The organism is Campylobacter sp. FOBRC14 (assembly GCF_000287855.1).
Taxonomy (GTDB): domain Bacteria; phylum Campylobacterota; class Campylobacteria; order Campylobacterales; family Campylobacteraceae; genus Campylobacter_A; species Campylobacter_A curvus.
Genome location: NZ_ALJJ01000011.1, coordinates 60,022 through 79,351, shown reverse-complemented (window position 1 = coordinate 79,351; position 19,330 = coordinate 60,022). Strand labels below are relative to the sequence as shown.

General features: G+C 45.7%; 21 protein-coding genes and 1 tRNA gene. 7 read left to right on the top strand and 15 right to left on the bottom strand.

Going from position 1 to position 19,330, the window contains the following annotated elements; genetic code table 11:
• The 3 genes from HMPREF1139_RS05735 to sdhE form a co-directional block, all read left to right on the top strand.
• A partial coding sequence (locus tag HMPREF1139_RS05735; protein WP_034966181.1) for an FAD-binding protein occupies positions 1-881 on the top strand: 881 nt, incomplete at its 5' end.
• A complete protein-coding gene (sdhB, locus tag HMPREF1139_RS05730) occupies positions 878-1,843 on the top strand; it encodes an 8-methylmenaquinol:fumarate reductase iron-sulfur subunit (RefSeq protein WP_009650435.1) in 966 nt (321 codons plus the stop codon). The genes HMPREF1139_RS05735 and sdhB, both read left to right, overlap by 4 nt.
• Before the next feature lie 3 nt (positions 1,844-1,846).
• Entirely contained in the window at positions 1,847-2,704 is an 858-nt protein-coding gene (gene sdhE / locus HMPREF1139_RS05725) for an 8-methylmenaquinol:fumarate reductase membrane anchor subunit (protein ID WP_009650409.1), read from the top strand.
• A gap of 183 nt (positions 2,705-2,887) precedes the next feature.
• Here the strand turns inward: sdhE and HMPREF1139_RS05720 are convergent, their stop codons facing one another.
• The 15 genes from HMPREF1139_RS05720 to murA form a co-directional block, all read right to left on the bottom strand.
• Positions 2,888-3,574 carry a thiamine phosphate synthase gene (locus HMPREF1139_RS05720; RefSeq protein WP_232209606.1) on the bottom strand — a complete coding sequence of 229 codons (687 nt, stop codon included), beginning with the start codon at positions 3,572-3,574 and terminating at the stop codon, positions 2,888-2,890.
• Positions 3,555-4,709: a 2-iminoacetate synthase ThiH gene (thiH, locus tag HMPREF1139_RS05715; protein ID WP_009650430.1), complete on the bottom strand. Its 1,155-nt coding sequence runs from the start codon at positions 4,707-4,709 to the stop codon at positions 3,555-3,557. Before thiH ends, HMPREF1139_RS05720 begins: the two co-directional genes overlap by 20 nt.
• The gene (locus HMPREF1139_RS05710) at positions 4,706-5,470 is read right to left on the bottom strand and encodes a thiazole synthase (protein ID WP_009650392.1); all 765 of its coding nucleotides are present in this window, start codon (positions 5,468-5,470) and stop codon (positions 4,706-4,708) included. Before HMPREF1139_RS05710 ends, thiH begins: the two co-directional genes overlap by 4 nt.
• A gap of 237 nt (positions 5,471-5,707) precedes the next feature.
• On the bottom strand, positions 5,708-6,562 hold the full coding sequence (gene thiF / locus HMPREF1139_RS05705; protein WP_009650383.1) for a sulfur carrier protein ThiS adenylyltransferase ThiF: 855 nt from the start codon (positions 6,560-6,562) through the stop codon (positions 5,708-5,710).
• Positions 6,559-6,762, bottom strand: a complete 204-nt coding sequence (gene thiS, locus HMPREF1139_RS05700) for a sulfur carrier protein ThiS (protein ID WP_009650393.1) — start codon at positions 6,760-6,762, stop codon at positions 6,559-6,561. Before thiS ends, thiF begins: the two co-directional genes overlap by 4 nt.
• Entirely contained in the window at positions 6,755-7,933 is a 1,179-nt protein-coding gene (locus tag HMPREF1139_RS05695; RefSeq protein ID WP_009650382.1) for a pyridoxal phosphate-dependent aminotransferase, read from the bottom strand. Before HMPREF1139_RS05695 ends, thiS begins: the two co-directional genes overlap by 8 nt.
• A 109-nt stretch (positions 7,934-8,042) precedes the next feature.
• A complete protein-coding gene (gene speA / locus HMPREF1139_RS05690) occupies positions 8,043-9,878 on the bottom strand; it encodes a biosynthetic arginine decarboxylase (RefSeq protein ID WP_009650414.1) in 1,836 nt (611 codons plus the stop codon).
• On the bottom strand, positions 9,871-11,103 hold the full coding sequence (gene hisS, locus HMPREF1139_RS05685; protein ID WP_009650412.1) for a histidine--tRNA ligase: 1,233 nt from the start codon (positions 11,101-11,103) through the stop codon (positions 9,871-9,873). The genes speA and hisS overlap by 8 nt, the downstream gene beginning before the upstream one ends.
• Positions 11,104-11,199: 96 nt before the next feature.
• Entirely contained in the window at positions 11,200-11,784 is a 585-nt protein-coding gene (gene tmk / locus HMPREF1139_RS05680) for a dTMP kinase (protein WP_009650446.1), read from the bottom strand.
• A gap of 1 nt (position 11,785) precedes the next feature.
• Positions 11,786-12,256: a pantetheine-phosphate adenylyltransferase gene (gene coaD, locus HMPREF1139_RS05675; RefSeq protein ID WP_009650449.1), complete on the bottom strand. Its 471-nt coding sequence runs from the start codon at positions 12,254-12,256 to the stop codon at positions 11,786-11,788.
• Positions 12,253-12,888, bottom strand: a complete 636-nt coding sequence (locus HMPREF1139_RS05670) for a UbiX family flavin prenyltransferase (RefSeq protein ID WP_009650420.1) — start codon at positions 12,886-12,888, stop codon at positions 12,253-12,255. Before HMPREF1139_RS05670 ends, coaD begins: the two co-directional genes overlap by 4 nt.
• The gene (flgA, locus tag HMPREF1139_RS05665; RefSeq protein ID WP_009650416.1) at positions 12,885-13,691 is read right to left on the bottom strand and encodes a flagellar basal body P-ring formation chaperone FlgA; all 807 of its coding nucleotides are present in this window, start codon (positions 13,689-13,691) and stop codon (positions 12,885-12,887) included. The genes HMPREF1139_RS05670 and flgA overlap by 4 nt, the downstream gene beginning before the upstream one ends.
• 65 nt (positions 13,692-13,756) lie before the next feature.
• Positions 13,757-13,831: transfer RNA gene (locus tag HMPREF1139_RS05660), tRNA-Gly, on the bottom strand.
• 43 nt (positions 13,832-13,874) lie between these two features.
• On the bottom strand, positions 13,875-15,035 hold the full coding sequence (locus HMPREF1139_RS05655) for a molybdopterin molybdotransferase MoeA (protein WP_009650401.1): 1,161 nt from the start codon (positions 15,033-15,035) through the stop codon (positions 13,875-13,877).
• 1 nt (position 15,036) lies between these two features.
• Positions 15,037-16,302, bottom strand: coding sequence for a UDP-N-acetylglucosamine 1-carboxyvinyltransferase (murA, locus tag HMPREF1139_RS05650; RefSeq protein WP_034966186.1), 1,266 nt, complete (start codon positions 16,300-16,302; stop codon positions 15,037-15,039).
• 135 nt (positions 16,303-16,437) lie between these two features.
• Here murA and HMPREF1139_RS05645 point away from each other — a divergent pair, with 135 nt between their 5' ends.
• From HMPREF1139_RS05645 to HMPREF1139_RS05630, 4 genes are read left to right on the top strand one after another with little or no spacing between them, the layout of a single operon-like run.
• Positions 16,438-17,121, top strand: a complete 684-nt coding sequence (locus HMPREF1139_RS05645; protein ID WP_009650417.1) for an NlpC/P60 family protein — start codon at positions 16,438-16,440, stop codon at positions 17,119-17,121.
• A 1-nt stretch (position 17,122) separates the two neighbouring features.
• Complete coding sequence (locus HMPREF1139_RS05640) at positions 17,123-17,677, top strand: rhomboid family intramembrane serine protease (RefSeq protein ID WP_009650434.1); 555 nt, start codon at positions 17,123-17,125, stop codon at positions 17,675-17,677.
• Positions 17,674-18,489: a ferritin-like domain-containing protein gene (locus HMPREF1139_RS05635; RefSeq protein WP_009650407.1), complete on the top strand. Its 816-nt coding sequence runs from the start codon at positions 17,674-17,676 to the stop codon at positions 18,487-18,489. Before HMPREF1139_RS05640 ends, HMPREF1139_RS05635 begins: the two co-directional genes overlap by 4 nt.
• A complete protein-coding gene (locus HMPREF1139_RS05630) occupies positions 18,486-18,980 on the top strand; it encodes a SixA phosphatase family protein (RefSeq protein ID WP_009650402.1) in 495 nt (164 codons plus the stop codon). Before HMPREF1139_RS05635 ends, HMPREF1139_RS05630 begins: the two co-directional genes overlap by 4 nt.
• The last annotated feature ends 350 nt before the right edge of the window (positions 18,981-19,330 follow it).

The following is a 19,330-nucleotide window of genomic DNA, read 5'->3' as shown; positions in this document are numbered from 1 at the left end:
TAGTGGCTCGTGCGATAGAGACGGAGATCCGCGAGGGCAGGGGATACGGCGAAGGGCTTGGCTCGTATGTTTTGATCGATGTTCGCCACCTTGGCAAAGAAAAGATCATGAAGTCCCTTCCAAAGATCAGACACACAGCCCTTCTTTTCCAAAATATCGACCTCGTAGAGCAGCCTGTCCCTATCAGACCTACGGCTCACTACTCGATGGGCGGTATAGAAGTAGCCAAGATAGATGATATGAGCACCAAGATCCCAGGGATCTTCGTCGGTGGCGAGGCCTCTTGTATATCCATCCACGGTGCTAACCGCTTAGGCGGAAATTCTCTTACCGATGCGGTAGTCACCGGTAGGCTTGCTGGTATGGGAGCTACGAACTATGCAAAAGACGCTATCTTTGGCAAGGGCGAGAAAACCAAACAGCTGGCCAAAATGTGGCAGGATAAATTTAAAGAGATAGCAAACGGTAGCGGAGAAGTGCATGAGATGTATGCCCTTCGCGAAGAGCTTGGCAAACAAAACTGGGATAATATGGGCATCTTTAGGACCCAAGCTCAGCTTGACGCTTTATCGGCTGCTCTTGAAGATATAGAAGCTAGATATAAAAATATCCGCATCCCTGATAATAACTCGGTGATGAATACCGCATTCACAGACTATGTCGAGCTTGGCAACTTGATCCTTTTGTCTCGCTGTGCATGTCTAGCCGCACAAAATCGCCATGAAAGCCGCGGCGCTCACACTAGAGAGGACTATCCAAAGCGCGATGATGTAAATTTCTTGAAACATAGCATCGTAAATTTAAAGGATGGCAAACTAGAGCTTAGCTACAAGCCTGTCGTTGTTACCGAGTTCTCACTTGACGGAAGGAAACCACAATGAAAATAATCATAGACCGCTTTAACGGAAAAGAAAAATATCAAAAAGAATACACTCTAACTAACGAAGAAATCGCGGGAAAGACATTGCTTTCGGTCCTACTTTTGATAAAGCAAACCAAAGACATCACGCTAAATTTCACCGCCTCTTGTCGATCTGCGATATGCGGAGCTTGCGCTGTTAGAGTAAATGGACACTCATATCTAGCCTGTGATACCAAGATGGAGGAGCTCTTAAAAGAGTATGATAACCCTGATACCATCAGGATCTCGCCTCTTGGCAACTTTAGAGTGATATCAGATCTCATAGTAGACTGGGAGCCTTCGATCGAAAATTTACGTAAAATTCGCCCAACGATAGTTCCAAAAAGCGAATTTTCACCGGAAAAAGGCTGTAAGCAAACTCAAGCGGAATTTGATCGTATCAGCAAGCAATGGGACTGCATCCTATGCGGTAGCTGCGCTTCCGAGTGCAATAAGCTGGAAGCTGATAGCAGCGACTATATGCAGCCTTTTGTATTTACTCACGCATGGCGTGCCGCCGCCGACTCACGCAGTAAAGATACTATGATACATGTAAAACCAAGCGTCACCAACGGACTTTGGATGTGCGTGCATTGCCAAGAGTGCGCCGATCGCTGTCCAAAAGGCATCAGCGCGGCTGACGATATCGCTAGCCTTAGAGTGATGGCGCAAAGAAACGGTCTAAAAGACGGCACAGGTCCTGCTCACGCAGAGGCGTTTTATACCGACCTTGTCGACGGATCGGGCCGCTTGAACGAAATTTACCTTGCGCTTCGCTCGGAGGGCGTGATAGGCTCGGTCGGCAAAACCGATATCGCGTTTAACCTCATGCTGGCAGGCAAGATGAATCCGCTTCATATATTTGGCGAGGAGGAGATCGAGGGACACGAAGATCTAGTTAAAATGATAAAAGCAGCACAAGCAGCTGCTAGCAAGGAGTAGTTTATGCAAAATGAATTCGCTTTTTTCCCGGGCTGCGTACTGTCTCAAGCTGCAAAAGAGGCTAAGATGTCTCTTGAGGCGATCGCTCCTATACTTGGTATGAAACTTCACGAGATAAAGGGCTGGAGCTGCTGCGGTGCTTCTCAAGCACAAGATGTCGATCCTATCGCGACACTTGTGGCAAATGCCAGGAACATAGCACTTGCCGAGCAGATGAAAATGCCGATGCTGACTACTTGTAGCACATGTATGCTGACCCTAACTCGCGCTAAAACTACGCTTGATAAGGGCGCAAAAGATCGCATAAACACCTTCCTAGCAGAGGGAAATATGAAATACGAGGGCTCAAACGAGATAACCAGCCTTCTTTGGGTGCTTTATCAAAATGTCGAAAATTTAAAAGCTAAGGTCGTCAAGCCGCTTTCAAATTTAAAGGTCGCTTTGTTTTACGGCTGTCATAGCCTAAGACCTGAAAAGGCGTTTGATAATAGGGAAAGCTCTGTAAATCCAAAAAGCTTTGAGACCGTCGTGAGCGCACTTGGCGCTACTATCGTACCATTTGAAAAGCGCCTTGACTGCTGCGGCTTTCATGCATCTTATCCAGCTGTGAATTCCGTCAAGAAAATGTCCAGCCAGATAGTAAATAACGCCAGCGAAAATAAAGCCGACTGCGTCGTTACACCTTGCCCGCTTTGCCAAATGCAGCTTGACATCTATCAAGAAAGATACCAAGACTTCACAGGCTCAAGCGCAAGACTACCGATCATCCACCTATCTCAGCTAGTAGGCCTCGCACTTGGCCTTTCTAAAGAAGATCTGGGACTTGATTACAATATCGTAGACGCTACGAAGATAGCCTAAATTTCACACCACACGGAGCCTTCCGTGTGGTTTTACATAAAATAATACATAAAATTTGAAAGGTATATTCCTTGCTCTGTTGCGCTATATTTTTGACTTTGTAGGAAGCTGATCACAAGTGCTAGCGAAGTAAAGCACTGCACTCGCCCTTTGAATTTCAAGAAATATTGACAAAAAAGAGCATCATATAAAAGTATCCGCCAAGAAGCCATTTATAAATTCTCTCTCGTTTTTGCATCTCATCGCTTCGCTCATGAGGCAGATCCCGTCTGCTCCCACGTCAAGCACGGAGCGAAAATTCAGCTTATTTATCCCGCCTAGTGCGTAGACCTGCCTATCGACGCGAGCTTTTATCTTTCGTATCAGATCCAATCCTTTTGGTTTTAGACCAGCCTTGCAAGAGGTCGCAAAGATGTGAGAGGCGATCAGGATATCCGCAAATTCGGCTGAAATTTCAGCCTGAGCCGGGTCGTGAGCAGAGGCGTAAATTTTAAGGGCAGGGCTTGCGGCCGTAAATTTAGCCGCCATATCTTTAAAATCTTTAAATTTGATAAAATTTAGCCCGAATTTATCGCTCGTATCACTAAAATTTTGCAAAAGATCTATCTGTGCGGACGTTAGCCAAAAGGAGCTTTTTAGCTCGCAAGCGACGTTAAAGAACTGATTGATAATGAATTCTCGCCCGAATTTATCGCAGATTTGCTTCATGCTGATGGCAAGCGCGCGAAATTCCTCCTCGCTTAAAAATTTCGCACGGAGCAAAACGGCGTCCGTTCCCGCCTCGCAAAGCCCGACCACACGCTCTAAAAGATCGCCTCCAGCAAGCTTGGGGTCAGCGATTATCAAAATTTTAAACATAGATGTATTCACTCATCAGCGGTTCGAGCCCTTGGGCTTTTATCATTTTGTAGATCTCATCTACGCAGCGAGCGTCCTCGATCTCAAACTGCTCGTCGCCCTTTTTTTCTTTCGAATGCGCGCCAATGCCGACATTTACGCCGGCGCTGATCTTATTTGCGGCGATCTTTATGGCGTTATCGCGAAAGAGCGCTCGCTCACGCGTGGAGATCGTGATGCTGGCTGTTGGCATGAATATCCTATAAGCGCAAATGACTTGCAAGAGCTCTCTTTCATGCACGTCGCGAGGATTTATGCGGGAGTTGTTGATGATAGGGCGCAGTCTCGGGCAGGAAAAGGCGATCTCTGCGTGCGGATATTTTTTTTGTACGAGCGAGGCGTGAAGCCCGGTCGCAAAGGCATCTAGCCTAAAGTCGTCAAGCCCCAAAAGCGCGGCAAAGCCCACGCCTCTCATGCCGCCCATCAGTGCGCGCTCTTGCGCGTTTAGACGGTAGGGGAATATCCGCTTGTTGCCCGCAAGGTGTAAGCGCTCGTATTTTACGGGGTTATAGGTCTCTTGAAAAACCGTGACATAGTCGACGCCGCTTTCATGAAGCAGGGCGTAGTTGCTGGAATTTAGCGGATAGACTTCGATGCCGACTACTTTAAAATAGCGCTTTGCTAAGGCGCAAGCCCTCGCGATATAAGCGACGCTCGAATTTTCCTCGCTCTCGCCTGTCAATATCAAAATTTCCTCAAGCCCGCTTTTTGAAATTTCTGCAAGTTCGCTTAAAATTTCATCCTCATCAAGCTTGGCTCGCTTTATCTTGTTTTGCGAGTTAAAGCCGCAGTAGACGCATAGGTTGTCGCAGTGGTTGGCTATGTAAAGGGGTGTGAAGAGGTTGATGTTGGCTCCGAAATTCGCTCGCGTCTTTTGCATGCTAAGGTGCGCGATCTCTTCTATAAAATCGCTAGCCGCCGGGCTAAGCAGAGCTTTAAAATTTTCTAACGTGCAAATTTTAGCGTTTAAAGCGGCTCTCACGTCCTCGGCGGTAAAATTTTCTGGCTTAAATTTTGCTCTTTCTTGCAAAATTTCGTTCATTATCTCATCACCGATGTCTTGCATATGCGGCAGCAAGGTCATATGGTCGGTTTTGCTAAATTTCATCGCCCTAAAAATCCAGTCAGTGGCGAGCTGGCTTCAGCAGCCGTTTTTACTCGGCCAGGACCCGCTAGATATGCGCTCCTGCCGGCCTTTATCGCCGCGCCGAAAGCTCGCGCCATGAGCGGAATATCTTTTGCCGTCGCGATGGCTGTGTTTGCCATTATCGCGGCTGCACCCATCTCCATGGCTTCGCACGCTTGCGAAGGACGACCGATGCCAGCGTCCACGATGACTGGCGTATCCAGCTCGTTTATCAAAATTTCGATGATGTTTTTAAAGACCAGGCCCTGATTTGAGCCGATCGGCGCACCAAGAGGCATCACGCAAGCGGCTCCAGCGCCTAGCAAAGCCCTCGCGGCATTTAGCTCGGGGTAAAAATACGGCATCACGACAAAGCCCTCACCAGCTAAAATTTCAGCCGCTTTTATCGTTTCATTGTTGTCCGGAAATAAAAATTTCGAGTCGGTTATGATCTCTATTTTTATGAATTCCCCGCATCCTAGCTCACGCGCGAGCCTGGCGATACGCACCGCTTCGTCCGCATTCCTCGCGCCGCTCGTGTTTGGCAAGAGAGTGACGCCTTTTGGTATGAAATCAAGTATGTTCCTGTCTTTGCTCTCGTTCACGCGGCGAAGCGCCAGAGTGATCATCTGCGCACCGGCCTCGTTCACAGCGGCGTTTATGAGCTCGTGACTGTATTTGCCAGAGCCCAAAATGAAACGGCTGTCAAATTCCTTGTGCGCTAGCTTCAAGCTGTCGTTCATTATCTGCCTTTAAAATTTTTAAAATCTATTTTAAAAAGTAAACGATATGCTTCGCAAATCTTACTTACTTCGCAAAGCGCCGAACATATAGCACGATTTTCGCGTTCAGCCTTACGGCTTCTCTGAAAATCGGCGGCGATAGCGTCGCTTCGTAAGATTTGGCTACGCTAGAACGTTTAAAATTTTAAAAACTAAGACTTTTTAAAGCTATCTTTTATTTTATAGTGAGGTTCTAGCTCACGCCTCAAGCCCCATCAGTAGCCGAATAGCCAAATTCGCCTCATGGTTTGCGCAGATCGCTACGCGCGGTGCCATCAGCCCTTGACCGACTTTGGCCTCGTTCGTTAGGTCGCCGCAGAGATAGACGTTTTTGGCAAATTTCGTCGTTTTTATAAGGTTTGAGCTAAAGTGTCCCGCCATACCTGAAGCGCAGATGATCTGCTTGTCTTTTAGGTTAGCACCCGCTTCGTTTACCATCATCGTCTTGCCGATGACGTTGTCAAAGGCCTCGCAGACGATAGTGCAGGGCGCAAACACGCTAGCAACGTTTTTAGCGTCCAAGAAAACATCGTGCGTGACGACCTCGACGAAAGGATTGACATCGGCTATCAGGCTTTTTAGCGCCTCGGTCTTTTTCATGCCGATGTGACGCACGAAGTATTGCTGGCGGTTTAAATTGCTAGGCTCGACTACGTCAAAGTCTGCGAGCACGAGTTTTGCTACGCCTACGCGAGCCAGGCTGAGCGCGATGTTTGAGCCAAGCCCGCCAAGCCCGGCTACGCCTATGCAGGCCTTTTGCAAGGCGGAATTTAGCTCAGGCGTGTTTCTGGCTGCGATCATGCTTTTTAAAATTTCAGCGCTTGGCATGATGCCGCGCTTTATAAACACGATATTTGCGCCGTCATTTATGGGTGCGTTGTCTTTTATCGCAAAGCCGTCCACTATAAAAATGTCCGGCTCGCTTGCGTTGAATTTGCTTAAAAATTTTAAAATTTCGCTACCGGCCTCATCAAAGATTTCATGCTTCAAGGCGTTTAGATCGTCCGCTAAAACGCTGAAATTTCGTCCGTTTATCGTTACATTTTTCATCATCCACCACCTACAAATTCGACCACTTCATAACGCTTGCCACCACTCATCATCGTATCTTGCCAGTTGGTTTTGGCTAAAATTTCGCCGTCTCTTTCAAGAGCGATAAATTTCATATCAAAGCCAAGCGAGGCCAAAAATTCCTGCACGCTCATATCGTACTCAAGCTTTAAAATTTTGCCATTTAGGCTCACTTCAAGCATCGATTTTGTAATCCTTTACGAATTCACCTATGCGCTCGATCGCCTTTTTGATGCTCGCAGTATCGGTCGCAAAGGAGATCCTAAAATACCCCTCCATGCCAAAGCCTACGCCCGGGACAGTGGCGACCTTGCCCTCTTCAAGCAGTCTTTTGCAAAATCTCATCGAGTCGGTGTCCACGTTTTTGCAGTTTACGAACAGATAAAACGCTCCGTCCGGAGTTTTGACGCTAAGTCCCTTTATCTCGTTTATCATCTTTACGGCGATGTCGCGGCGTCCTTGATACTCTTTCCTCATCGCTTCGATATCTGCGTCGGTCTCTCCTAAAAGCGACGGGATAGCGCCCGCTTGGACTATCGAGGCGATGTTGCTCGTGCTTTGGCTTTGAAGCTTTTTCATCGCGGTGTTTAGCTCGTTCATAGGGCTTGCCACGTAGCCAAAGCGCCAGCCCGGCATCGCTCCGCATTTGCTTAGGCCGTTGATAGTGACCGTGCGCTTAAACAGATCCTCGCTCACAGCGCCTACCGAGACGAATTCTTTATCATAGACCACTTTTTCATAGATTTCATCACTGGTGATGATGATGTCAGTGCCTTTTAGCACTTCGCCAAGAGCGGCTATCTCCTCACGAGAATAAAGCGCTCCAGTCGGGTTTGTTGGGTGGTTTAAGGATAAAATTTTAGTTCGCGGGCTTATGGCTTTTTTAAGCTGCTGCGCAGTGATCTTAAAGTCCGTGCTTTCGTTCGTCTCTATGAAAACAGGCTTACCGCCGCAAAATTTCACGATCTCGGGGTAGCTCACCCAGTAAGGTGAGGGCACGATGACCTCGTCGCCTTCGTCTACTAGAGCTTGAAATACGTTAAACAGCGAGTGCTTTGCGCCGACGTTCGTTACGATCTGGCTTGGCTCATAGTTTAGGCCGTTGTCTCGTTTTAGCTTTGTAGCGATCGCTTTTAAAACCTCCGTAGTACCGGGAACAGGCGTGTATTTGCCACAACCTCTATCAAGTGCCGCTTTGACCGCATTTTTGATAGCTAATGGCGTATCAAAGTCGGGCTCGCCTGCTGATAGGCTGATCACATCGATGCCTGCGGCTTTCATATCTTTGGCTCTGGAGCTGATAGCGATCGTTATGGACTCGCTTAATGTCTGCATTCTTTTGGCTAAAACCATCTATTTTTCCTTGTAAAAATTTCAGTAATTTTATAACAACCAAGCTTCTTGACGGCGCAAAAATTTAAAATTTAGCATCGCCTTTTTACGCTCGTGTTTCGATAAGTAATCAGTTTATTGTTTTTAAATAGCTATTGTCGTTTAAAAACAGATAAAGCTCGCCTAAAACCTGCTTCTTTTGGGTATCGTTTATGAGTTCTGATTTCTCTAGGCGCTCGTTTAGAGTGTCTTGGATCTCGTAAACATCGTAGTCCATGTCCTCCATGATGTCAAGTATCGACTGACTTTCGAGCAGGTCTTTTATCTCATATCCTTGCGGAGTGAGCTCGATCGTGGCCTCGGTCGGGTGAGTGAAGAGGTTGTGCTTCATACCAAGTACCTCTTGATACGCTCCAACCAGGAAAAATCCCAAGAAATAATCCTCCTTTTCGACATCCACATCGTGAAGCAAGAGAGGATTCGTCTCGTCGTTGTAGCTTATCTCACCGTCGCTATCGCATGTGATATCCCAGATGGAGGCCGGTAAAGTAGGGCGCTCATCGAGCCTGTCAAGTGGCATGATAGGGAAATTTTGTTTTAGTCCCCAAAAATCAGGCAAGCTTTGAAATATCGAGAAATTTACGAGATAGCGCTCCTGCACCTCTTTTTGTATCTTTTCAAGGTCGCTGGAGTTGCTTTTGTTTCCCAGCATCACGACAGCTTTTTTGCCTATGAGGCGTAGTAGGACTTCGGCGTTTGAGCGATCTTGCAGATCGACGTATCCAAGGTCAAAGAGCGTTAGTACGCTTTCTGTGTGGTGGATCGCGTCGTGCAGGTATTCTAGGGCGTTTGAGGGCTTTATGGAGTTGTAAAGATCGATCAGCTCGGTTATCAAATTCGGGTTATTTTTCTTTAAATTCAGCTTTTCCTCGGTGTATTCTTGCGAAAAGAGCTCTAAAACAGGGGCTACCAAAAGCGCATGAGAGGCCGAGATGAAACGACCCGACTCGATGAATATATCAGGCTGGATCTCCTTTTTTTGCTCGGTTATCGTTTTTAGCATATAAACGACGTCGTTTGCATACTCGTTTAGCGTGTAGTTGCGGCTACTGGCCTCCTTAAACTGCGAATACTCTATCGCTAGACCTCCGCCTAAATTTATGGCTTTTAGATTCGTCGCGCCCATTTTCCTTAGCTCGGCGTAGATGTTTCCTGCCTCTATGAGAGCCTTTTTGAGCGGGTGGATCTCGCTGATCTGAGAGCCGAGGTGAAAGTGTATCATCGTGAAATGATCGAGTAAATTCGCCTTTTTTAGCATATTCACAGCTTCGATAAGCTCGGTCGATGTTAGGCCGAATTTCGAGTGTATGCCGCCGCTTTTCGCCCAGATGCCGGCACCCGTGGAGTGTAGTCTGATGCGTAGACCTATTTTTGGCTTTGGCTTGAAGCGCTCCTTTGCTGTGGCGATGATCGCCTCAAGCTCGTTTAGCCCCTCGATCGTGAGCGTTATGTTGTGTCCCATCTCGGCTGCGATGAAGCCTATGTTTATGAGCTCTTTGTCTTTAAAGCCGTTTACGGTTATGGGCGCACCGTCGTTGTTGTAGGCCATCGTGAGTAGCAACTCGGCCTTGCTACCCGCCTCGAGTCCGTAGTTGTAGGGCTTACCAAGGCTTGTGAGATTTTTTACGAAGCCCGGGTATTGATTGACCTTAAGCGGAAAAACAGCGTTAAATTTGCCCTCGTAGGCAAACTCTTTTTTCGCTTTTGCAAAGCTCGCGTGTATCTGTTCGATCTGCTTTTGTATGAGGTGCGGGAAGCGCAGCAGCAGCGGCCCTCGATATCCGTCGTCTCTTATCTCTTTTACGATGTCGATGATCGCCGGCTTACTGGCTGAATTTATGCAGACCTTGCCGTTTTCTATTATGAAATTTGAATTTCCCCAGATACTAAGTCCAAAATCATTCACCGCTAAGCTCCTTTTCAAGATCGTCTAAATTTATCGTTTTCTCGGTCTTTGTGAGTAAATTTTTATACCAAATTTGACCGCTCTTCATCTCGTTTTCACCAAGGCAAAGGAAAATTTTAACGCCTTTACTGTCGGCATTTTGCAGATGTTTTTGTAGCTTTTTAGCCTCGTAGCTTATTTCTACTTTAAATTTTCGCCTCAAAGCGATGCCAAGCTCATAAACAAAGTCTAAATTTTGCTCGTCCATAGCGCAAAGATATATGCCCTCACGCTCTTTGTCGCGCTCGCCGATGATCTCCATTATGCGCTCTATACCCATCGCAAAGCCCACTCCGTAGCTAGCCTTGCCGCCTAGATACTCGACTAGCCTGTCGTATCTACCGCCTCCTGCGACCGCACTTTGCGAGCCGATCTCGTTGCTGATGAATTCAAACGCCGTTTTACAGTAATAATCAAGCCCGCGCACGAGCTTAGGATCTATCTCGTAGCTGACGCCGTTTGCCTTTAAAATTTGCTTTAATCTCTCAAAATCAGCCGCCGCTTCAGGACTGAGGCTATCTATCATCAAAGGGGCGTTTTTATAAATTTCTTGACATTTCTCGACCTTGCAGTCAAGCACGCGGATAGGGTTCGTAGCCTTTCTGCGCCTGCAATCCTCGCAGATTTCGCCCTCGTGAGCGTCTAGGAATTTAAGCAGTTTAGCTCTATAAGCGCTCATAGAATTCGCGTCCCCGAGCGAATTTATCTTAAGCGTGGTCTTGATGCCAAGACGAGTGAAAATTTCGTTTATCATCAAAATGATGCTCGCATCCTCATAGACGCTGGCCTCGCCAAAGCACTCTACGCCAAACTGATGAAATTCGCGCAAGCGACCCTTTTGCGGGCGCTCGTAGCGAAACATCGAGCCGTGGTAAAAGCACCTATGAACGCCGCCGGCACGATCTAGCTTTGCCTCGATAAATGCGCGCACGACGCCGGCTGTGCCCTCCGGACGCAAGCAAACGTCGTTTTCGCCTTTGTCGATGAACTGATACATCTCCTTACCCACGATGTCGCTACTTTCCCCAACGCTTCGTTTAAAAAGTATCGTCTCCTCAAGGTGCGGTGTGAATATCTGCTTGTATCCGTAGTTTTTCGCCACACTTTCGCATACTTTGACGATGTATTCGTAAAGTTCGCTTCGTGGCGGCAACATATCTTTCATGCCGCGAAGTGCCGTTATCATTACATTTTCCTTTAAATTTAGTTTTTATTTTGAAAGCTTCGTAAGATTCGACTGCGCTAAATAAAATAACACCCTTACTAAAACTTTTTATTTTACTCAAAATTTTATAAAATTTTCTATCTTTGCATTTATCGTCGCTATATCCTCGCTAGCATCGATGTAAAGCACGTTAAATTTATGAGCTTTAAGCACCTCTTTCATGCACTCTTGCACCTTTAAAAGATACTTCAGTCCGCGAGCTTCTATCGCGTCTATCAGACCGCGAGAGCTCAGGCGTTTTTTGATGAGGGTCTCGCTAGCTTCGAAAAATACGATCTTATCGGCAAATTTACCCTCAAGCGCAAAGGAATTTAGCCAAAGCAGATCGTCTATTTTAAGCGAAGCGTCGTTTGCCAAGGCGTAGGCGACGCCGGAGACGAAGCCTCTATCACTAAGGATGAGCCTACTAGAATTTGGCTTTATCATCTTTTGATAGTGCTCGGCGCGATCGGCTAAAAATAGCAAAATTTCAGCTCTCGCACTTAGTTTAAAATCTCCTCCGAGCAAAATTTCTCTTAGCTTTTGGCCGATCTTCGTGCCGCCGGGCTCTTTCGTGACGAGCGAATCCTCATGTGCACGCGCTATCATCTCTATCTGCGTGCTTTTGCCCACTCCGTCTACGCCTTCAAACAAAACATACATCTTAGCCCTTTAAGAGTGAGAAAATTTGACTGGGGACGAGGGCGCTCACGTCGCCGTCATGGCGTAAAACGGAGCGCACTATCGAGCTTGAGATGAAAGCGTTTTTGAGGCTTGGCATCAGATAAACCGTCTCAAATTCGCTCCAAAGGGCGGCGTTGGCGTAGCCGATCTGAAGCTCGTATTCAAAGTCGCTGACCGCTCGAAGCCCTCTGATGACGGTATTTATCTCGTGCGACTTTGCAAAATCAACGAGCAGGTTGTCAAAGCCCTCGACGCTTACGTTTTTTAGCCCCTCTACCGAGCGCTCTACCATCGTCACGCGCTCATCAAAGCCAAACATCGGGTTTTTGCTGTCACTTTTTGCTACGGCCACGATGACGCGGTCAAAGATTTTCACGGCGCGCTTGATGACGTCTAGATGTCCGTTTGTTATAGGATCAAACGTGCCGGGATAGATGCATGATCTTTTCAAATTTTCCACCTTTTATAAATTTCGTTTTCGATGCCAAGCGCGTCAAGCCACTTGCCGATGATGAAATTTTGCATATCGCTAAGAGTATCTGCATGTGCGTAATACCCTAAAATAGGAGGCGCTATGATGACACCAAGCTCACTTAGTTCGCTCATTTGACGAAGCGAAATGGTAGAAAAGGGCGTCTCGCGCACGCCAAGCACCAGCCTTTTGCGCTCCTTTAGCATCACTGCCGCGGCTCTAGTGATGAGCGTATCGGCCAGTCCGCATGAGATCTTGGCTAGGGTGTTGATGGAGCAGGGGGCGATCATCATCGCATCAGCCCCAAAAGAGCCCGAAGCAAGAGCCGCACCGATGTCCTCATCATCGTAAAATTTAGCATTCGGACTTCTAAAAACAGCGTCTAAATTCAAAGCATTGTTCAAGCTGGCGCTACTTGCCAAGACTATGCCCTTTTTAGCGGGGTTCATACTGTGAGTATCTAGGATTATGCCCATTTCATCGTTTAAAACACGCATTGCATTTTTACTGATGACGCAGTGGATCTCACAAAATTTGACAGCCACTTTTAGAAAGTCAAAGCCCAAGCATACGCCGCTAGCGCCAGTTATCGCCACGATCACTTTTTTCATCTTAAGGTCACCTGATTTTTCCCCGACACGCTAGCCGGTAAAATTTTATTATCTTTCGTGCGAATTTTGATTATATCGCCTAAATTTCCGTCCTCAAGCGCTCTGACCTCGACTATCACGCTAAGTCCGCCATCGTTTAGCACGGCGTTTAGGATGTCGCCTCTTTTTACGAGCGACATGGCTGAAAATTGCCTTTGTGAGAGCACTTCGCCGGCTTTTATGGCAGTCCTCGCGACCAACCTTGAGGAGGGCATGCTTGAAAACATATCTTTTTGATATTTTTCAAATTCTATGTAGTTTGACTGATAGTCAGTAAGGCTTAGGATATGGTTATGTTCTATCTTATTTATCGCGATGAATACGGGCATTTTGGCTCTAAAAGAGTATTTGAAAAAAAGGCTTTTGGAGGTGAGATCGGGCTGCTCGAACGACGCACGAAATACGCCTTTTGAGCTGTCTTGACCGCTTATGAATACATTTTGCAGCTTCAGCTCGTTAAAATTTTCAGGCAGCCTGACCTGCGGCTCGATGATTAACTCTTTTATGCTGATGCCCTCAAATTCGTCGCTGATAGCTTTTAAAAACTGCATTTGCACCGTATCCATGAGCGAGCAGCCGCTTACAAATACGACGTTGCCACCGCTTTTATCTTTATACGTTTTAAAATTTGCAGTCAAAATTTCATGTAGCTTTTTGGTCTCTATCTTTGCGGCTTTTTTGCCTTCAAGATTTAAAATTTCGTTGTTTTCGCCCTCAAAGCCGAATGTATAAAGTGAAATTTTATCACTATCGACGCAATACATCGGATAAATGCTGATTTCAGAAGAAAAGGCTTTTAGGGAAAATAAAAAAATGAGGATAAAAAAGATGGAGCGGGAAACGAGATTCGAACTCGCGACCCCAACCTTGGCAAGGTTGTGCTCTACCCCTGAGCTATTCCCGCGACCAAATAAGAGCTCGCATTTTAGCAAATTGTTTTTCATTTGTCAAGGCAGCCTTATCGCAAAAATTTCAGAATTTTCTAAAATTTCGCTCTCATTTGGGTCAGATAAATATATCGCGTTGCTTTTTAAGAGCGGTTTTATCATCCCTGAGCCGTATTTGTTGTGATCAGTCACATAAAATTTATCGTCCTCGATCGTACCAAAGACGACATTTGAGCGGCCAGGTTTCAGCTTTAAATTTTCGCTTATCCTGACTAATTGCCTCTCGTGCTGCTTGCCTAAAAGTGCCGGCAAAATGAGCAGATACGCGCACAAATAAGCCGCCATAGGGTTGCCCGGTAAGATGAAAACGATCTTGGTGTCTTTGATATAGGCCTTGCAAGGTCCGCCCGGGCGTAAATTTATCTTTTCAAAGAGCTCTTCAAAGCCAAGCGAGATGAGCGCGCTTTTCATAAAGTCGGCCTCGCCTTTACTAGCTCCTCCCGAGCAAACGATCACGTCAAATTTTGAAATTTGACTAAAGGCCTTTTTTGTCGCCTCCAGATCGTCTTTTATGATGCCAAGATACGAGCTCTCAAGGCCTGCCGAGCGCAAGATCGCCGCCACGCCAAGTGCATTTGCGTTGTAAATTTCATCATTGTCAGCGCTTTGCCAAGGCTCTTTGAGTTCGTCTCCACTTGAGTAGATCCCGATGCGAGGCTTTATACAAACGCCGACAAAGCTTATGCCTTGAGCTGCGAGCATCATCACGGCGCGTGTGTTTAGCAAAGTTCCTTTTTTTATCAAAATTTCGCCCGCTTTTACCTCTTCTCCTGCAAAGCGGTGGGCGTCGCCTTTTCTTAAATTTTCAGGCGCATATACTAGATCGCCATCGACTCGGCAGTCCTCAAAGCGCATCACAGTGTCCGCACCAAGGGGCATTTTAGCCCCCGTCATTATCTTGATACACTCATTGTCTTTTATGCCAGTCGTGCGCTTGTCACCTGCAAATACGCAGTCGATCATCTTATAAGGCTTATCCTTTTTATCAAAGCAAACCGCGTATCCATCGAGTGCGGAGTTGTCAAAGCAGGGCAGGTTTTTAATAGCTACGATATCTTCGCTCAAAATTCTGCCGTATGCCTCGTTTAGAGGGATTTTCTCGCCTAAATTTAAAGCGTTTAAATTTGATAGTATCTTTTCAAGTGCTTCATTTACCAGCATTTCACTCCTCCAGTCTCGTGATCTTCGCACCAAGTAGCTTAAATTTCGCCTCTAAATTTTCATATCCGCGGTCAAGGTGGTAGATCCTATGCACGCGGCTAGTTCCTTTTGCGACGAGTGCAGCCAAGATAAGCGCCGAGCTCGCTCTAAGATCGGTCGCCATGATATCTGCCGCATTTAGCTCTTTGCCGCCATAAACGCTTGCTATATGGCCGTTTAGACGGATATCAGCACCCATCCTGGCAAGCTCGCTTACGTGCATGAAGCGGTTTTCAAACAGCCTCTCATCTATCACGCTAACGCCGTTTGCGATGAGTGATAGCGCCATGAACTGAGCCTGCATATCTGTGGGAAAGCCTGGATATTCGGTCGTTATTATCTCGCAAGGCTTTATCTTTTTAGCAGGCAGTATCGTGATCTCGTCATTATCTATCTTTATGCCAAAGCCCATCTCTTCAAGCTTTGCTAGCATCGCGAGCATGTGATTGGCGTTTGCTTTGCTTATGCTTATGCGTGAATTCGTTATCGCACCGGCGCAAAGATACGTACCGGCCTCTATCCTGTCCGGGATCACCTCCACATCGCCGATATCTAAGAGCTTGCTGCCGGTTCCTGTTATGCTAAGCTCGCTCGTGCCGATACCCTCTATCTTTACGCCACTAGCGGCCAAGACTTCGCAAATTTGCACGACTTCTGGTTCTTTTGCGACGTTTAGAAGCTGCGTCGTACCGTGAGCTAAGGCTGCCGCCATGATGATGTTTTCACTACCTGTCACCGTTATCTTGTCAAAGACTATGCTGGCTGCTTTTAGCCCGTCAGGAGCGCTGGCTACGATGTAGCCTTGCTTTATCTCTATGCTCGCTCCCATTTTTTCAAGAGCGCTAAGATGCAGATCGATCGGACGCTGACCGATAGCGCAGCCTCCTGGCAGACTCACTTCACAATGTCCAAAGCGCGCTAAAAGCGGTCCTAGCGTCAGTATGGAGGCTCTCATCTTTCGCACGATGTCATAGTTTGCCATAGTGGAATTTACCCCGCCGGTGTCGATCTTTAGTAAATTTTCATTTTCAAATTCACAGCTAGCGCCTAAATTTCTAAGCAACTGAGCCAAGGTTTTGATATCGGCCACGTTTGGGATATTGCTTAGCTTAACCTCGTTTTTGGCTAGCAATGTGAGCGCTATTAACGGCAGTGCGGCGTTTTTTGCTCCGCTTATCTCGACCTTGCCGCTAAGCTTTGCGTTTCCTTCTATTTGCAAATAATGCATCATGATCTTGCCTTGAAATTTAAAATTTAGGCTGATTATAGTGACTTTTAGCTTAGAAAACAAAGCCGTGGCTTAATCTTTTTATTTGCCAAATATCGTTAAAATACGGATTATTTTAAAATTTGAAAGATCAAAATGATAAAACAAATAGCTTTGACGGCCGCATCGATGGCGCTTTTTGCAGGTTGTAGCTTTGTGACGCCGACGCAAAACAACAGCGCAGAAGATGGTGCAAGCATATCGAACAAAGAAAATATCTACGCGCAAGATGGAGTTTTACAAGATTATCTCAACAACAAAAATGCAAACGAAGATAGAAAAGATAAAAATTTCGGCTCGTTTTTCAAAAAATATATGAACACAAGAGCCGGCAGAGACTGCTCGGGCTTTGTCTCGATAGTCAATCAAAAGCACGCAAATATGTATTTTGACGAGAAGACTATCAACAAATACTACGACAAAGGCGGCAGGAAGTCAAAAGCGATATACAACTTTTACCAAAGTCAAAATTTGATAATCCAAGAAAACCCTAAAATAGGCGATCTGATATTTTTCTCAAACACACTAGGTAAGGGCGTCCAAAAAAATATCGATAAGCAAAACGTCACTCACGTCGGCATCGTAAATGAGATCTCGCCAGACGGTACGATCCGCTTCATACATAACTCCGGTGGCAAGATCATACACAGTTACATGAATCTAAACAACAAAAATACGCATCTAAACGGTAAAAAAGAGATCAACAGCTACATAATCAGATGCTCTAAAATAAGCTGCCTGGCATCAAATAGATTTGCCGGCTACGGCAAGGTCAAGTAAGATGCGCGTTACATACGCGCTCATCGCACTAAATTTAGCCGTTTACGGTTTTGTGAATTTCTCCGCGAGCTCCAGCTCTCTTGAGTCTATGCTGGGCCTTAATATCGGCTTTTTCACGTTCGAATGGCCGCTTTTGCTTCAGCCGCTAACCTCGATGTTCATGCACGGCTCACCATCGCATATAGCCATGAATATGGTTGTGCTATTTCAGTTTGGCTCGGTTTTAGAGCGCTATCTTGGCTCTTTGCGCTTTTTTCTAGTTTATATGATAGGCGGGGTCTTGACCTCTTTGCTTAGTCTTTCTTATATTTATTATGCCTATGTAAGCGACGGCTCGTTTGTAAATTTAGTCGGCGCTAGCGGCGCGATCTGCGTGCTTCTTGGAGTGCTTGCGTTTTTAGATAAAAGCTCGAGGCTAGGGCTGGTGATCGCCATATTATTGATGAGCTTCGTACCGCTTGCATTTGGTGTGAATATAGCCTGGTACGCGCATATCATCGGCTTTGTCCTGGGCTTTTTATATGCAAAGATAGCCTTTAAAAGAGCGGTCGTATGAGCTTTTTTGATGAGATTTGGGATATCTTAAATGAGGGCGATGCAAAGGCTAAATTTTTAAAATTTGAGAAATTTTATAAGGATTTTAAGGCCTTGGACGAGCAAAATTTCAAGCGCCAAACGCCTGCACTGCCTCTAACGACGCCAAGCTACGCTAAATTTTGCGATGTCGTCTCGATGAAAGAGCTAAACAAAAAGCCAAAGCCAAAAGATAAAACTCTAAATTTCATCCACTCTATCGCTCATATAGAATTTAGCGCCATAGATATCGCGCTTGATGCGTGTTATAGATTTGACGGGCTACCTCGCGAATTTTACGCCGACTGGCTGGAGGTGGCCGAGGATGAGATCAGACACTTTTTGATGATAGAGGGATTTTTGCAAAAGCAGGGCGGCAGATACGGAGAATTTAGCGTGCACGACGGGCTTTTCGTCGCTTTACAAAAGAGTGAGGACTCGCTCGTAAAACGCATGGCTTTACTGCCAAGATACATGGAGGCAAACGGACTTGACGCCAACGCTCACATCATCCAAAAGCTGACGGTGCAGGGCGGTAGCGACGAACTCGTAGGAATTTTAAATGTCATCTTAAACGAGGAAATTTCGCATGTAAAAAAGGGCGATAAGTGGTTTAAATTTGCCTGCAAACGCGAAAACATAGACCCAAACGAATACATCCGCATCATACAAGAGCTCTATCCGAATTCTTTCAAAAGCAGCCGCACGTTAAATGAAAAAGACAGGTTGCAAGCGGGATTTAGCAAGAGTGAGCTGGAACTTATCAAAAGTTTTCAAAAAGAGGGCGAAAAATGAGCAAAATTTACTTCATAAGGCACGCAAAGGCGGTCGATGAAAACAAAGATACTCCAAAGGATTTCGCGCGCGAGCTAAGTGGAAGAGGCAAAGACGATGCTAAATTTATGGCTGCGAGGCTAAAATTTTATGGTGTGATGCCGGATGTTATATTTTCAAGCGACGCAAAAAGATGCGAACAGACCGCAAAACGCTTCGCAGATACGCTTAAATTTAAAGAAGATATCACGCTTGTGCATAAGCTTTATGATATAAATTTTGAGGATTTTTTGAAATTTGTGAAAAATATAAAGAGCAAATTCCGTGAAATTTTCATCATATCCCATAACCCTGCGACGACGCAAATATGCGAATTCTTAAGCGATTCGTCTATCGATAACATCCCTACAAGCGGTATCTTTTGCATAGAATTTGACTGCGATCTCAAAGACATAAGCGAAGGCTGTGGCAGGGTAGTGTTTTTTGACCATCCTAAAAAACATCAAAATTAAGCCAAATTTTAATACATATAAAAAAGCATAAAATAAAACGGATTTGCTTACGCATTTTTTTGCATCAAATTTCACGGATAAATTTTTACGACACAAAAGGTCAATATTTGTAAAAGCCCTTAAAATAGGCCTTTAAAAACCAACTCTTGCATGAAAATGAAAAAATAAATATTAATTTGAAAATTATAGTTTTCAATACAAAATATAAAAATAGTTGCCATTTTACTTTTTGTATGATTTTTGCTTGGCTCTATTATTGTTTTAACTTTCAAAAGCGAAGCCAAACCTTAAACGCTGTTCGCGTCTGTGCTAGGTCGCTTATAAATTCTTTGCTATAAAAGTAAAAGTAT

Excerpts from the sequence above, each read along its gene's own strand:
- HMPREF1139_RS05630 (WP_009650402.1), top strand. The coding sequence starts at position 18,486 with ATGAGCAAAATTTACTTCATAAGGCACGCAAAGGCGGTCGATGAAAAC.
- HMPREF1139_RS05670 (WP_009650420.1), bottom strand. The coding sequence starts at position 12,888 with ATGAAAAAAGTGATCGTGGCGATAACTGGCGCTAGCGGCGTATGCTTG.
- thiF (WP_009650383.1), bottom strand. The coding sequence starts at position 6,562 with ATGATGAAAAATGTAACGATAAACGGACGAAATTTCAGCGTTTTAGCG.
- murA (WP_034966186.1), bottom strand. The coding sequence starts at position 16,302 with ATGCATTATTTGCAAATAGAAGGAAACGCAAAGCTTAGCGGCAAGGTC.
- HMPREF1139_RS05655 (WP_009650401.1), bottom strand. The coding sequence starts at position 15,035 with ATGCTGGTAAATGAAGCACTTGAAAAGATACTATCAAATTTAAACGCT.
- sdhE (WP_009650409.1), top strand. The coding sequence starts at position 1,847 with ATGCAAAATGAATTCGCTTTTTTCCCGGGCTGCGTACTGTCTCAAGCT.
- tmk (WP_009650446.1), bottom strand. The coding sequence starts at position 11,784 with ATGTATGTTTTGTTTGAAGGCGTAGACGGAGTGGGCAAAAGCACGCAG.
- thiH (WP_009650430.1), bottom strand. The coding sequence starts at position 4,709 with ATGAAATTTAGCAAAACCGACCATATGACCTTGCTGCCGCATATGCAA.
- HMPREF1139_RS05695 (WP_009650382.1), bottom strand. The coding sequence starts at position 7,933 with ATGGTTTTAGCCAAAAGAATGCAGACATTAAGCGAGTCCATAACGATC.
- hisS (WP_009650412.1), bottom strand. The coding sequence starts at position 11,103 with ATGATAACGGCACTTCGCGGCATGAAAGATATGTTGCCGCCACGAAGC.
- HMPREF1139_RS05710 (WP_009650392.1), bottom strand. The coding sequence starts at position 5,470 with ATGAACGACAGCTTGAAGCTAGCGCACAAGGAATTTGACAGCCGTTTC.
- HMPREF1139_RS05645 (WP_009650417.1), top strand. The coding sequence starts at position 16,438 with ATGATAAAACAAATAGCTTTGACGGCCGCATCGATGGCGCTTTTTGCA.
- flgA (WP_009650416.1), bottom strand. The coding sequence starts at position 13,691 with ATGTATTGCGTCGATAGTGATAAAATTTCACTTTATACATTCGGCTTT.
- sdhB (WP_009650435.1), top strand. The coding sequence starts at position 878 with ATGAAAATAATCATAGACCGCTTTAACGGAAAAGAAAAATATCAAAAA.
- HMPREF1139_RS05640 (WP_009650434.1), top strand. The coding sequence starts at position 17,123 with ATGCGCGTTACATACGCGCTCATCGCACTAAATTTAGCCGTTTACGGT.
- HMPREF1139_RS05635 (WP_009650407.1), top strand. The coding sequence starts at position 17,674 with ATGAGCTTTTTTGATGAGATTTGGGATATCTTAAATGAGGGCGATGCA.
- thiS (WP_009650393.1), bottom strand. The coding sequence starts at position 6,762 with ATGCTTGAAGTGAGCCTAAATGGCAAAATTTTAAAGCTTGAGTACGAT.